The organism is Beggiatoa alba B18LD (assembly GCF_000245015.1).
GTDB classification, from domain to species: domain Bacteria; phylum Pseudomonadota; class Gammaproteobacteria; order Beggiatoales; family Beggiatoaceae; genus Beggiatoa; species Beggiatoa alba.
Genome location: NZ_JH600070.1, coordinates 131,833 through 146,780, shown reverse-complemented (window position 1 = coordinate 146,780; position 14,948 = coordinate 131,833). Strand labels below are relative to the sequence as shown.

11 protein-coding genes are annotated in these 14,948 nt (G+C 40.2%); 7 read left to right on the top strand and 4 right to left on the bottom strand.

What is annotated here, in order from left to right; genetic code table 11:
• Positions 1-11: 11 nt before the first annotated feature.
• A complete protein-coding gene (locus BEGALDRAFT_RS00610) occupies positions 12-1,793 on the bottom strand; it encodes a putative bifunctional diguanylate cyclase/phosphodiesterase (protein ID WP_002682627.1) in 1,782 nt (593 codons plus the stop codon).
• Positions 1,794-2,031: 238 nt separating this feature from the next.
• On the opposite strand from BEGALDRAFT_RS00610, the gene BEGALDRAFT_RS00605 reads away from it, so the two are divergent.
• Positions 2,032-3,087 (top strand): class 1 fructose-bisphosphatase, encoded by a 1,056-nt coding sequence (locus BEGALDRAFT_RS00605; protein WP_002682624.1) that lies wholly within the window; start codon positions 2,032-2,034, stop codon positions 3,085-3,087.
• 75 nt (positions 3,088-3,162) lie between these two features.
• On the opposite strand, the gene BEGALDRAFT_RS00600 is transcribed toward BEGALDRAFT_RS00605, so the two are convergent.
• Positions 3,163-4,077: a DMT family transporter gene (locus BEGALDRAFT_RS00600; protein WP_002682622.1), complete on the bottom strand. Its 915-nt coding sequence runs from the start codon at positions 4,075-4,077 to the stop codon at positions 3,163-3,165.
• A gap of 375 nt (positions 4,078-4,452) precedes the next feature.
• On the opposite strand from BEGALDRAFT_RS00600, the gene BEGALDRAFT_RS00595 reads away from it, so the two are divergent.
• From BEGALDRAFT_RS00595 to BEGALDRAFT_RS00580, 4 genes are all read left to right on the top strand, one after another.
• Complete coding sequence (locus tag BEGALDRAFT_RS00595) at positions 4,453-5,409, top strand: glycosyltransferase family 2 protein (RefSeq protein ID WP_002682621.1); 957 nt, start codon at positions 4,453-4,455, stop codon at positions 5,407-5,409.
• A gap of 55 nt (positions 5,410-5,464) precedes the next feature.
• The gene (locus tag BEGALDRAFT_RS00590; RefSeq protein WP_002682620.1) at positions 5,465-7,567 is read left to right on the top strand and encodes a thioredoxin domain-containing protein; all 2,103 of its coding nucleotides are present in this window, start codon (positions 5,465-5,467) and stop codon (positions 7,565-7,567) included.
• A gap of 623 nt (positions 7,568-8,190) precedes the next feature.
• The gene (locus BEGALDRAFT_RS00585) at positions 8,191-9,078 is read left to right on the top strand and encodes a hypothetical protein (RefSeq protein WP_002682613.1); all 888 of its coding nucleotides are present in this window, start codon (positions 8,191-8,193) and stop codon (positions 9,076-9,078) included.
• 16 nt (positions 9,079-9,094) lie between these two features.
• Positions 9,095-11,644, top strand: a complete 2,550-nt coding sequence (locus BEGALDRAFT_RS00580; RefSeq protein ID WP_002682611.1) for an ATP-binding protein — start codon at positions 9,095-9,097, stop codon at positions 11,642-11,644.
• Positions 11,645-11,761: 117 nt separating this feature from the next.
• Here BEGALDRAFT_RS00580 and sodB read toward each other — a convergent pair whose 3' ends face one another.
• On the bottom strand, positions 11,762-12,340 hold the full coding sequence (gene sodB / locus BEGALDRAFT_RS00575; protein WP_002682609.1) for a superoxide dismutase [Fe]: 579 nt from the start codon (positions 12,338-12,340) through the stop codon (positions 11,762-11,764).
• A gap of 129 nt (positions 12,341-12,469) precedes the next feature.
• On the opposite strand from sodB, the gene argE reads away from it, so the two are divergent.
• Complete coding sequence (argE, locus tag BEGALDRAFT_RS00570; RefSeq protein WP_002682606.1) at positions 12,470-13,621, top strand: acetylornithine deacetylase; 1,152 nt, start codon at positions 12,470-12,472, stop codon at positions 13,619-13,621.
• Between the two features lie 9 nt (positions 13,622-13,630).
• Positions 13,631-14,152 (top strand): gamma carbonic anhydrase family protein, encoded by a 522-nt coding sequence (locus BEGALDRAFT_RS00565; protein ID WP_002682605.1) that lies wholly within the window; start codon positions 13,631-13,633, stop codon positions 14,150-14,152.
• An 84-nt stretch (positions 14,153-14,236) separates the two neighbouring features.
• On the opposite strand, the gene BEGALDRAFT_RS00560 is transcribed toward BEGALDRAFT_RS00565, so the two are convergent.
• Positions 14,237-14,932, bottom strand: a complete 696-nt coding sequence (locus BEGALDRAFT_RS00560; protein WP_002682604.1) for an MBL fold metallo-hydrolase — start codon at positions 14,930-14,932, stop codon at positions 14,237-14,239.
• Positions 14,933-14,948: the final 16 nt, after the last annotated feature.

The following is a 14,948-nucleotide window of genomic DNA, read 5'->3' as shown; positions in this document are numbered from 1 at the left end:
TTATGTAATTGCTAGCTTTTGGATTGTCTTTTTTTTAATAAAGGAACATTATGTTTTTCAAGGACGTGCTTTTCAAAATCGGTGACAGATAAAGGTTTAAAAAAATAGAACCCTTGTACATATTCACAATGAAGTTGATGGAGAAAAGAGAGTTGTTCTTGTGTTTCTACCCCTTCTGCAATCACTTTTAGTTTTAAACCCTGTGCCATTGCAATAATAGCTTTAACCAGTGAAGCATCTTCTTGTTTATTAATTGCATCTCTGATAAACGAGCGGTCTATTTTTAAAAAATCTAAAGGAAATCGTTTTAAATAACTCAGTGAAGAGTAACCCGTTCCAAAATCATCAATAGATATCTTAACGCCCAACTCTTTAATCTTATGAAACCATTGAATATTAGCGACAGTATCTTCCATTAACAGGCTTTCTGTAATCTCTAAGGTTAAAAGCTGAGAGGCTAATTGCGAATAACTTAAGACATCCGCAATGGTCGCTATACTTAAGCCTCGTTTTAATTGATGCGTTGATACATTGATAGAAATGCTAATCGGCATACTGACTTGTGTTTGCCATTGGCTCATTTGACGAGCGGCGGTATATAACACCCATTCACCTAACTTTGTAATTAATCCCGTTTCTTCTGCAAGTGGGATAAATTCATAGGGCGGTACTTTGCCTCTGCTGGGATGTTCCCAACGCAACAAGGCTTCTGCTTTCGCCACAAATCCTGTTTCTAAATCAACAATCGGTTGGTAATAAAGTTCTAACTCTTCACGCTCAATCGCATGGCGTAAATCATGTTCCAAACTCATACGGGTATGAATTTGCTCATTCATGGTTGAGGTAAAGAATTGATAAACATTCGGTCCTAATGATTTAGCACGATACATCGCAATATCCGCATTGCGGAGCAAAATATCTGCGTCATTGGCATCCGTTGGATACACCGTAACCCCAATACTTGTTCCTACAAAAACCGAATGTCCATTTAATTCAAAAGGAGCAGTCAACTGTTCGATAATATTTTCAGCAATAACTGCAATTTCATCCTCTTTCTCAACACTATTTAAGACAATCGTGAATTTATCCCCACTAAACCGTGCAACGGTATCCATCTCGGTGACACAGCCTAATAGCCGTTGCGCCACTTTTTGTAGTAATAAATCCCCCGCAGCATGACCTAATGTATTGTTAATCACTTTAAAATGGTCTAGGTCAATAAATAACAACGCCACTAAATGTTCTTCCCGCATTGCCGTAATGAGCGCGTTAGATAAGCGGTCATTTAATAAGGTGTTATTTGGCAAGCCTGTGAGAAAATCATAATTAGTTTGTCGCCAAAGTTGTTCCTCGTCCTGCTTTATCTTGCTGATGTCGGTAAAAATGGCGATAAACGCGAAAATATCCCCTGTTTCATCCTCGATTTTTGTAATTGTCAACCATTCAGGATAGATTTCCCCACTTTTGCGTCGATTCCAAATTTCCCCTTGCCATTGTCCTGCTTGATTCAATATTTGCCACATATTTCGGTAAAAATTGACATCATGGCGACCAGAACTTAAAAACTGTGGATTTTTACCTAAAACCTCCGCTTTGCTATAGCCCGTAATCCGTGAAAAAGCAGGATTAACGGCGCAAATCGTATTGGTTTTATCGGTGACAACAATCGCCTCAGCTGCAACGTCGAAAATAGTTGTTGCAATGCGTAATTGTTGCGCAACATGTTGTTGCTTGTTTGTATCCACCAATGACATCAATGCACTGGGGTCAAATAACCCTAGATTTTTTTTCAAGAAAAACAACCCTCTTTTATACAAATACCAACTAAAAATATTTAATTTAATCCATGTTATAACGATTTTTTTATTCTCGTTAGATTTTCACAATATACCACTTCCCACAAAGCACGATAATGTTTTATCCAAACGATAAAGAATTATAATTAAAAATATTCTTATAGTTTCTGTAGAATTCAAAAAAAATATTTATATATTAATAATAGTTCCACAACCACCAGCAGAGGAGAGCATCATGCACAATAACCGCATGACTATTACACAATTTATTATAGAAGAACAAAGACATACTCAAGGGGCAACAGGCGAATTTACCGCATTGCTCAACGATATCGTGACTGCCTGCAAATTTATTTCCAATGCTGTGAATCATGGCGCGTTAATGGACATCATGGGCGCGACAGATAACGTCAATATACAGGGAGAAGTACAGAAAAAACTGGATGTTATTTCAAACGAAATTTTTTTACAGTCCAATGAATGGGCGGGACATTTAGCGGCAATGGTTTCGGAAGAAATGGAGGAAATTTATCCCATTCCTTCGCAATATCCACGCGGTAAGTACTTGTTAGTGTTTGACCCGTTAGATGGTTCATCTAATATAGAAAATAATGTGTCTATTGGGACAATTTTCTCTATTCTACGTTGCCCTGAAGGTGTTACAAATCCGACACTGCAAGATTTTCTGCAAGTAGGAACGCAACAAGTTTGCGCAGGATATGCGATTTATGGCCCTGCCACGATGTTGGTTTTAACAACAGGTAACGGCGTAAATGGCTTTACGCTGGATAAAAATGTCGGTGAATTTATCCTGACCCATCCGCATATGATGATTCCCGTGGATACACAAGAGTTTGCAATCAACATGTCAAACATGCGTTTTTGGGAAAGCCCCGTTAAACGTTATATTGGCGAATGTTTAGAAGGAAAAGCAGGCATTCGCAGTAAAGATTTTAATATGCGTTGGATTGCTTCAATGGTTGCCGATGTCCATCGGATATTAATGCGGGGTGGCGTATATTTATACCCCATAGATAGCAAATTGATGAAACAAGGCGGGCGGTTACGTCTATTATACGAAGCTAACCCTATGTCGTTTATTGTAGAACAAGCGGGCGGGTTAAGTTCCACAGGACATGAACGAATTATGCAAGTTCCTCCAACCGCATTACATCAACGTGTCCCTGTTATTTTAGGGTCAAAAAATGAAGTTTCGCGGATTATTGCTTATCATCAAGACCCCACAACAGACGATGCTGATGCGATTAAAAACGCTTTGTACGCCTATTAAATTCAAGTCAAATTCGGCGCGAACGAATATTTTCAGGACTGGCAGTCCTTCAAGAACTGCCAGCCTTGAAACAGACTAAATATTTTTCACTGAATTTAAGGATAAACCCATCACTTGGCGTTTATCCCCCCATTGATACACACTTAAACCTGTTAAAACGATTACTGCACCTAGCCACATATTAAAATGAATCACCTCATTATTTAGAGCCTGTCCCAAAAACAAAGCACAGATAGGCGTAATTAATGTAATTAATGCAACCCGTCCTGCATCAATCTTTTTCAACAAGTAGAAATATAAAACAAAGCCCAGCACTGAGCCGAATAAACCCAGATACAAAATTGCCAACAACGACTTTAACGATATTGCATGAGGAATTTCTACCCCTAAAATCAACCCCGTTAAAACATACATAGGCAAGGCACAGAGTATGCCTCCTGTCGTCATCATCAGCGGAGACAAGGTTACTTTTAACCGTTTAATCAAAACTGCGCTTAAACAATGTAAAAATACTGCCAATAAAATCGCAAATAAGCCTTTTAAACTATCTGTTCCCACACCCATTTCTGTACGAAAGATAATCCATAAGCCTAAAACCCCTAATAATAAGCCTAACCATTTAATAAAATTTAATTGCCGTTCACCCACTAATAAATGCATTGCTAATAAACTGGTGACAATGGGTGAAAGTCCAAATAAAACAGAAATTAAGCCAGAAGGAATAAATTGCGCGCCCCAATAAGTCACCATCAATGAACCATACAAGCCCAAACTGGTTGCAAAATAAATACGCCGTGCCGCTTTATCCCACATGAAAGGCTGATGTAAAACGCGCAATAACAATACGCAAATAATCGCCGCACATAACATGCGCCCCGTCACGCCAAACAACACCCCCGCTGTTTCATTACTCCACTTAATTGCGAGCGGGGTTGTTGACCAGATAAGAATGACGCTGATATAAGCGAGAGGAACAGGAATAGACAACATTTTTTAACACTCCTAAAAAGCAAAAAAGCCACAGACCTTGTGAGTCTGTGGCTTCTGCCGATGTTTAAACTTTATGGGCTTACATCATTATGAAATACGCTTTTCTTGTTGCACACAGACGCACGCGAGCGTCGCTACTCACAGAGCAGCAAGCCAACGGCGTTTTGTGTGTTTCAAAGTAAAAGTATTCATGGTGCGCGATAATGCCTGCAAATAGGGTAAATTGTCAAGTCTATACCCTTATGTTTCCAATTCTTAAACATCCGCTAAAAACAAATATTGATAAAAGACAGATTTATCGTTTTACAAGTGATAGGGATAACAATAAGCTATCAAGCATTATTGATTAGAAAACAATTAAAATTAATTTGATTTATGAAAAAAATAACCCTTGTTATTCCTGTCTTTAACGAAGCCCTTGCGATAGATAAACACCTCCCCATCATTGTCGAAAGTCTCACCCACCAGCCCCATATTGACTGGCATATCTTAATCGTGGATGACGGCTCAACCGACGCAACCGTGACCACCTTACAAGTATTACAACCAACTTACCCCCACTTATCAGTTTTATGCCTAAATCGTAATTTTGGCAAAGAAGCCGCTATTTATGCAGGTTTACAACACAGTCGCCATGCAGACGCGGTCATTGTCATGGACAGTGATTTACAACACCCGCCCGAATTAATCCCGCAAATGGTGCAATTATGGACACAAGGTTTACAAGTGGTGGAAGGCTACAAAGTAGAACGCGGACAAGAAACATGGTTTAGTCGCTGGTTAGCAAACAGTTTTTATTTTATTTTCAGCCTATTATCTAATTTAGAGCTAAAAAATCACAGCGATTTCAAACTACTCGATAAAACCGTTGTCCATACCTACTGTGATTTACCAGAACGCAATCGCTTTTTTCGCGGCATGGTGCAATGGATGGGTTTTACATCAGCACAACTACCGTTTACTGTCCCCGCTCGCCAACACGGGACAAGTACATGGTCACGGTTAAAACTCTTAAAATACTCATTCACCGCCATCATGGCATTTTCATCCACCCTACTATATCTCGTCACCTTTCTAGGCGTACTCAGTTTCTGCGTTGGTTTACTCATCAGCGGAATTGCCCTGTATAAAAAATTTATGGGCAGTGCCATTGGTGGCTTTACAACCGTTATCCTACTCATTTTCTTCATGAGCAGTATCTTAATGATAGCACTAGGATTAATCGGCGTTTATATTGCTAAAATTTACGATGAAGTAAAATGTCGTCCACACTATTTAATTAATTGGCGTAAAAGCACAATGCAAAATCAACAACATGATGATGCGTTGTGATTCTATCAGCCTTTTTGACTATTGATATTTAAGCCAATTTACTCAGGAGCTTTTCATGTCTGCTACATCAGAGACCGTTCATAGCAACGCCCTCATTCACGAAACCAGTCCCTACTTACAACAACATGCAAATAATCCTGTACATTGGTATCCATGGGGAGAAGAAGCCCTGCGTTTAGCACGTGAACAAGATAAACCCATTTTATTATCCGTGGGGTATTCCGCTTGTCATTGGTGTCATGTCATGGCACATGAATCTTTTGAAGACCCAGAAACCGCGCAAGTAATGAATGAATTATTCATCAATATTAAAGTTGACCGCGAAGAACGTCCCGACCTCGATAAAATTTATCAAATGGCGCACCAAATCCTAACCCGTCGCGCTGGCGGTTGGCCCTTAACCATGTTTTTAACCCCTGACGCGCATTATCCTTTTTTCGGCGGGACATATTTCCCAAAAGAACCCCGTTTTAATTTACCCGCATTTAAAAATATTCTTTACCGCGTCGCCGAATTCTATCGACAAAATCGTCATGGTATTGTTGAACAATGCCAACAACTTGCCCAAGCAATTGAATATCATGATACCCCCCGCACTGAAGGGGTTAGCATAACCACCATTAGCCCTGAATTGCTCAATACAGCTCGCCAACAAATCGAGCAAAGTTTTGACAGTGAATGGGGTGGATTCAGTAAAGCTCCGAAATTCCCCCATTTAACCAATGTCGAGCGATTATTTCATCACTATCACATTACGGCACATCAAGAAAATCCTGATGAAGATGGATTACAAATTGCCATGCACACCCTCACACGCATGGCATTAGGCGGGATTTATGACCAAGTTGGCGGGGGCTTTTGTCGCTACTCTGTCGACGATTATTGGATGATTCCGCATTTTGAAAAAATGCTGTATGACAACGCGCCATTTTTAACCATTTACAGCGAAGCGTGGCAACTGGCAAAAATCCCATTATATAAACAGGTTGCGCAGGCAACAGCGGATTGGGTTTTACGCGAAATGCAATTGTCCGAAGGCGGTTTTTATTCCACCTTAGATGCCGATTCAGAAGGTGTGGAAGGTAAATTTTATGTCTGGACACCTGAAGAAATCAAGGGCTTATTGTCGCCTGAACTATACGCGCCATTTGCCTATCAATTTGGTTTAAACCGCCCTGCCAATTTTGAAGAAACACATTGGCATTTATTCGGTTGGCATGACCGTGAAGCAGTCGCAGTAAAATTTGATTTATCCCTAGAAGAAGTCAATGCCCGTTTAGACAAAGCCCTTGCGATTCTTTTTCAAGCCCGTGAACAGCGCGTTCACCCACAACGGGATGAAAAAATCTTAACCGCTTGGAATGGCATGATGATTAAAGCCCTTGCAACCGCAGGACGAATTTTTAAACGCACGGATTATATTCACGCGGCTGAACAATCTTTAAATTTCATCCGTAGTACTTTATGGAAAAATGGCAAATTATTAGCCACTTATAAAGACGGTAAAGCACATTTAAATGCTTATTTAGACGATTATGCGTTTTTAATTGAAGGCATCCTGACATTGTTGCAATGTCGTTGGAATAACAGCGATTATGCATTTATGTTAGAGTTGGTCGATGTTTTACTACATGAGTTTGAAGATAAAGAAAAAGGCGGATTCTTTTTCACAGGAAATCATCATGAACAACTGATTGCGCGTTTAAAACCGTTAGCCGATGAAGCAATTCCTTCTGGCAATGGTGTTGCGGCAGTTGTTTTAGGGCGATTAGGGCATTTATTGGGCAATGATGAGTATTTACGCGCTGCTGCGCGGACTGTCAACATTGCATTACCTGCGATTGAACAAATTGCATATGCTCACAATACGTTATTGTTAGCGGTAGAAGATTATTTATTTCCGCCACAACTCATTATTATTCGTGCTGATGCGAAACATTTAGCCGAATGGCAAGCAGTTTGTCAGCATGATTACGCGCCCCAACGTTTATGCTTTGCGATTCCAAACCATTTAAGCGAACCATTAACGGGCGTTTTAGCTAATTGCAAGCCACAAGGCGAAGCAGTTGCTTATATTTGTCATGGTTATCAATGTAGTGCGCCAATTCACAGTTTAACGGCGTTAGAAGAAGCGTTGCAGGCGTATGAGATGGGTTAGTGATTAACTCTCGACGAAGTTTTATAAAACAAAACAGAGACCTGCTAGGTTTTGAAAACCTAGCAGGTCTTTTTTTGTCTGAATCAGAATTAACAGAATTTTCAGAATTAGCAGAATTAAAAACATAATTTTTTATTCTTTTAATTTTCTTGTCTTTTTAATTCTGAAAATTCTGATTCAGACAAGCTGTTGTCTTTTTAAAAGAAACTTGCCGAACTCAGGTTAAACTAAGTAAACGCACTATAAAACGACACGAAGGACTGGCAGTCCTGTGAGGACTGCTAGTCCTAAATTTAAATTAACGCTAGTTCGGCGAGTGGCGAAAACCGTTTAGAATTTTCAACTAAAAAATGTAGGGTGGAATAGCAAAGCGTATTCCACCATACGATTTATAATCTGTTTTTGCTCAGTTGTTGCAGAATTTCAAGGTGGAATACGCTACGCTATTCCACCCTACAACATTCAAGCTCTTGTCTTTATTAAAAGAAACTCGCCGTACTCGCGTTACTAGGTTTTTAAACCCTAGTAGGTTTGTCGGAACACGCGAAAGACTAGCAGAGGTTACTCTCTTTTTTCATCAGGTTAGCTTATCCATTAATTGATGGTTTTTTGGGGGGAATATCATGGCTTATTTATTTCATGAATTAACAGAATTGATGATTAAAGAACTGAATCAACATCATGCTGTTAATTTATGTGGCTTTGCTGAATACGGACGAGAACGAGTTTTACAGGACATTAAAAGCTATCCACCTGATAATACACTTGTATTATTAGTTAATATGAAGACTTGCCGTAATCGATACGTCAGTTTTTTACAAGCAATGTCGGCGCAAGCAGGAAGTCAAAATATAACGGCTCAATCGTGGGGAGATATTGTTAATGCGTTAGAACAACAACCAAAACAAGTTTTTTTACTCTTAGAAAACTTTGATGCATTAATGGATACTGTTGAATTAGATGCAGCCTATCAATTAGATTTTTTAGACAATTTAAACGCCTTAAAAAATAGGGGAAGAATTCAATTAGTCTGTGCAACTCGTGAGCGGTATAACCAAAGTAGTTTTTATTTGGGTCAACATGCTGGACCGTCAAATTTAGATATTCCCACCCGTATTGAAATAAAAAAACATCATTTTGGACAAAAGAAAATTTTGGCGACATTAAGCGAGATTAATCAAAAATTGTCTAAAAAAGCACAACAAGTGCTGTGTGTTTATATTGAAAAACATATGTATCCATATGCTTTTTTAGTGCATATAAAACCTGACTTAGCCTGTTTAGAACAAATTGATGATGACGGACTAACTGAATGGATTGAACAGTGGAAGAATTCTTTTAAACAAAATACGAAAACGCCGCTCACTCATTGGATTGATAAAATAGTTTCTAAACTGGCTTATGCTGCACAATTTTTGTTTTTTCAGGTCAAAAAACTCCGCTTTGTATTGCCATTAATCAATTCACTCAAAGGATTGAAAGATAGCCTTTGGAAAAACAATAAAAACTAATTAAGGAATATCAACCATGTCTCCTTTTTCTCGCCCCACAATTCCGCGCAATAGTTTAACTTTATGGCGTTGGATGATATTTGAACCCGAATTATTAGAAAACTATGAAAAAACGTTAACAAAACAACAGTTAATCATTAGCTTATTAAAAAGTTATTCTTGGGTAGTTTTACTGTTTTTTATTTTATATATCCCTTTTTCATTGGCACTGTGGGCGTGGGATTTACCGAATGTATATCCTACTTATTTTAGTGAATCTTTTTTAGACCTTTGGGGAAAAGCAGAAAGTATAGAACGCTTACAGTTACTGGCATTACGTCCTTTTATCAATCTATCACCAGCCCAGATAAATAGCGCATGGCTATTTTCAATACTTAAAAATAGTGTGGTAGGAGGGCTATTAATGACGTTGTTTAGTATTGGTGAGCATGCAGGTCATATATTACAACGTTTTATCAGTGCTTTATTTAAAGAGGGTGTTCTTTGGTTTTTATTGACATTTATTTTTTCTTTATTTGGTAATTATGTAGGAGGCTTGGCATTCGGCTTGGCAGGAGGCTTGGCAGGAGGCTTGGCATTCGGCTTGGCAGGAGGCTTGGCAGTAGGCTTAGCAGGAGGCTTGGCAGGAGGCTTGGCAGTAGGCTTGGCAGGAGGCTTGGCAGTAGGCTTGGCAGTAGGCTTGGCAGTAGGCTTGGCAGTAGGCTTGGCAGTAGGCTTGGCAGTAGGCTTGGCAGTAGGCTTGGCAGGAGGCTTGGCAGGAGGCTTGGCAGGAGGCTTGGCAGTAGGCTTGGCATTCGGCTTGGCAGTAGGCTTGGCATTCGGCTTGGCAGTAGGCTTGGCAGGAGGCTTGGCAGGAGGCTTGGCAGGAGGCTTGGCATTTATCATCAGTTTTTATATTTTTTTTCCACGAATTCCATTTTTTCTTTATTACTTATTATTCGCACGGCAACAAGTCACACTGACGGATAACCCTTATATACATGATGCAGTTATCTTTTTTCCCTTGCCTGCAATGGATATACAATTACTAACTGTTGCGCAAAAAAATCCAATATTAGGCACTGAATTTATCGATTTTTTATTAACATCACGCCCGTTACAACGTCGTTTAGTTGCACAATTAACCCATACAACCACTACAGGCTATTGGTTAAAGAAGGACTTTCCTGAAACTACTTTTAACATACCGAAAATTCCCACTGAACAAGCAAACTATCAACCATCAGATAACTGGTTGCAATCTTTAGAACAATTAGAAAAACAGTTAATTACCTATAAACAAGAAACCTCAATTAGTTTAAAACTGCTACATCTAAAACGGTTTAAACAATTATTTGATGAATTTAGCGCACAAACAGCAAGAGAATCAAGAGACTGGAATCATTATTATAACGAGGCACTGAGTTTGTTAAATCAACGCATTGCGCAACAACTCGCTAATGATGAGCTGGAAGCCCAAAAAGCAGAACCCATTGCCCGCAACTGTTACCGCGAAGGCACGCCTTTATTGTTAGACAGTGAAAACGATAAAACGATTTTTATGCAACGGAATGATATTAAAGAAACGCTTGCTTATACCATTAATACATCTGCGACATTGCCCTTATTTTTATTACAAGGTCAACGTCGCGTTGGTAAAACCAGTTTATTAAACTTTTTACCGAAAATGCTCGGCAGTGGTTTTACCTTGATTAAAATAGATTGCCAAGACGGCAATTTTAATGCGGGTGTCGTTGCGATTTTTCAGGATTTATATCAACAAGCGGTTACACAATTAAAACTTTCTGATTTCCCTGAATGGCATCCCTCAAAAAATTGGGTGGAAGCGTTTAATAAATTAAAAAGTGCGCTTGTTGCTGCAAGTGAGATTCGTGGCACAAAGATTATTCTTGCTTTAGATGAATATGAATCTTTGCATAAGAAATTAAAAAAACAGCCTGAACAAGCAGATGAATTACTCAGCGCAATGCGAGCTTTTTCTCAAGCACAAGATAAAGTGATTTTCTTATTTTCGGGTGCGGCGTTGCTTTCAGAATTATATCAACCAAATTGGGCGCAGTTTTTTGTACAAACTAAACGCTTATCTGTTGATTACTTTGATAAAAAAACCAGTATTAAACTCATCACAGAACCTGTACCTTTACAATACACTGAAGAAGCTACCGATTTATTATTTGAGCAAACCCAAGGGCATCCCGCTTTATTACAACGTGCGTGTAAAGAATTGGTTGACCTTGCGAATAAAACTAATCGACGCGAGATGAACCGCAATGATGTAGAAATGGTTTTACAAGAGTTGGTTAATGAGCGGGAAAACTATCCTATTCAATGCTTTTGGACAGATTTTTGTACAGAGCATACTTGTCATCAAACCGTTTTCCAATTATTAGCAGGTGAGCAACCTGATGATATTATTGTAATTGATAAATTAGCCTTACATGGTTTTATTATAGAAACAACAACAGGCTGGCAATTACGTTGTCCATTATTTAAACAGTGGTTACTTAAACACGGCAAAGTAATTTATATCGAACTACAACGATGTGATGCAAAAATAGAGAGTTAGGAAAAAACTTTTATAAACAAGCGTTATAAAAAAAGCCTTTAGGTGTTTGATAGACCTAAAGGCTTTTTTATATACCGCGATTTGATAAAAAATTTAATAAACCGCGAAATATTTCACTTATTTCAAGTTACCCGCTACAAATTCCCAGTTAACGAGATTCCAGAAGGATTCAACGTATTTAGGACGTGCATTGCGGTAGTCCACATAATAAGCATGTTCCCATACGTCACAGGTTAATAAAGGGGTGTCGCCTGTTGTTAAAGGGGTTGCGGCATTGCTGGTGCTGACAAGGGCTAAACTGCCGTCAGCTTTTTGTACTAACCACGCCCAACCAGAACCAAAGGTTGTAATCGCGGTTTGGGTGAATTTTTCTTTAAACTCGGTGAAAGAATTGAAGTTTTTATTAATCGCTTCAGCAAGTTTACCCGTTGGCTCATTGCCACCTTTAGGGCTTAAGCAATGCCAGTAAAATGTGTGATTCCACACTTGAGCGGCGTTATTAAATACCCCGCCTGAGGATTTTTTGACGATATCTTCAAGGCTTGCGTTTTCAAACTCAGTGCCACGAATCAGATTGTTTAAATTGGTGACGTAGGTTTGATGATGTTTGCCGTAATGAAATTCTAATGTTTCCTTAGAAATATGGGGGGCAAGCGCGTCCATTGCGTAGGGAAGTTCGGGTAATTTATGTTCCATGTGTGAATCCTTTGCAAGTGAATGGAAAATCCGAGATAAAAACTTGTTTCAATGGGTGGCTTCCGCCACAATCAACAGTGTAAACAATCATGCACTATTGGTCTATTTTTTACCGTTTTCAAGGTTCTCATGTCATTCAAGCTCCCTTCTCTTTTTTCTCTCACGCATCAATTAATTGCTTTGCCGTCTGTAAGCTCTGCAAGTCCGCAATTTGACCAGAGTAATCGTGCTGTTATTGAGTTGTTAGCAGATTGGTGTACGCATTTAGGATTTCGTTGTGAAGTTTTGCCCGTGAATCCTGCACAGGAAAAGTATAATTTAGTCGCAACCTTCGGCACTGGTGCGGGTGGGTTGGTTCTGGCAGGGCATACGGATACCGTGCCGTTTGATTTGGGGCGTTGGCAAACTGACCCTTTTCAGTTGCAGGAGAAAGATAATCGTTGGTATGGCTTAGGCACGAGTGATATGAAGGCGTTTTTTGCCCTTGCTTTGCAGGCGGTGGAGGAGTTGGCGATTAAGCAGTTGAAACAGCCGCTAATTTTGCTTGCAACGGCTGATGAGGAGTCGACAATGGCGGGGGCGCGGGCTTTGGCTAAATTGGGGTATCCGAAAGCGCGTTATGCGTTGATTGGTGAGCCTACAGGTTTGCGTCCTGTGCGCTTGCATAAGGGTATTTTTATGGAGGCAATTCGTTTAGTGGGTGCGTCAGGACATTCGAGTAATCCTGCTTTGGGCAATAATGCGTTAGAAGGGATGTATCGGGTATTAAGCGAATTGTTGCGTTGGCGTGAGTCTTTGCAGGCAACTTATCAAAATGCGCACTTTCTTGTGCCTGTGCCAACGTTGAATTTAGGACATATTCATGGCGGGGATAATCCAAATCGGATTTGTGCTGAATGTGAGTTGCATATCGATTTGCGTCCCTTGCCGATGATGAAAATTGAGGAGTTGCGGGCAGAGTTACATGCACGTGTGCGGGCGGTGTTGGCGGATAGTGGTTTGCAGGTGAGTTTTAGGGCGTTGTTTGAGGGGATTGAGGCAATGGAAACGCCTGCAACGGCTGAGATTGTGCGTTTAACGGAGCAGTTGACACAGCATAGCGCGGTGGGTGTTGCGTTTGGAACGGAAGCTCCTTATTTGCAACAGTTGGGCATGGAAACGATTATTTTAGGCGCGGGGGATATTGAGCAGGCGCATCAACCTGATGAGTATTTAGGGATTGAGCGTATTCAGCCGATGCTTAGAATTTTAAAGCAAATGATTCAACATTTTTGTTTGTAGGAGGAAATAATGCTGTATCAGTTAGATGAGCGGAAAGTGCAGTTAGTGGGGGATAGTCATTTTATTGCGGGAAATGCGACGGTTATCGGTTCGGTGGTGTTGCATAATCAGGTGAGTATTTGGTTTAACGTGGTTATTCGTGGCGATAATGAGCCAATTGTGATTGGTGAAGATACGAATATTCAGGATGGATCTGTATTGCATACGGATAAAGGTGTCCCGCTAACGATTGGGAAAGGTGTGACGGTGGGGCATTTGGCGATGTTACATGGTTGTACGATAGGTGATAATAGTTTGATTGGAATTAATGCAGTCATTTTGAACAATGCGAAGATTGGGAAAAATTGTATTATTGGGGCAAATGCGTTAGTAGCTGAGGGAAAAGTGATTCCTGATAATTCGCTGGTGGTTGGGAGTCCTGCACAGGTAAAACGGATGGTGACTGATGCGGAAGTTCTCGGCTTGCAGAAGTCTGCCACGCATTATGTGGAGAATTTTAAGCGGTATTTGACGGGTTTAAAGCAGGTTTAGTGGTTAATTTGTCTGAATCGGGACTCACAAGTTAAGCGTTTAATCCTGAAAATCCTGATTCAGATAATCAATTTATAGTTGTCGTTAAGCCTTTGGCACTGCCATATAGGGCGCATCGCGGATTTTGTCATGGATGTGCATTCGATATTCAACAAAATCATTGACTTTATCAAAGTGCATGAAGGGGTTGCCCGCGAGTTGTTCTGCGATAGTCGTCGTGGTTTTTTGGGCGTAGTTATGTCCGGGGTGGATAACGGTATCTGCTGATAAGGCACTGCCCATGTGTTTAAGGGTATGAAACATTTGTTCTGGATTACCGCCTTTTAAGTCGCAACGTCCACAGCCGAAAACAAATAGGGTATCCCCTGTAATAATATTTCCACCTAAGTGGTAACAGGCTGAGCCGGGTGTATGCCCTGGTGTGTGCCAAACGTCTATATCAGTTTTTCCCAGTTGGATCACATCGCCACCGTGATGCAATGTCGGTAAGTCTAAATAATTGCCCCAAAATTGTGCTTCAGGTTTGAGTAAGTGAATTTGTGCGTCATAGACTTTTAATAATGCATTTAAGCCGTTGATATGGTCTTGATGGCTGTGGGTCAGTAAAACATCGGTAATTTGGATTTGTTGGGCTTGTGCAGCAGCGATAATGGCAGGCACGTCCCAAGCAGGGTCGACGACAGCGGCGCGGTTAGTGGCGTGGTCACGGATGAGGTAAATAAAATTTTCCATCGGTCCTAATTCTAGGGCTGTTATTGAAAAAGGTTGTTCCGTTGTCATCGGTGAAACTCCTGAT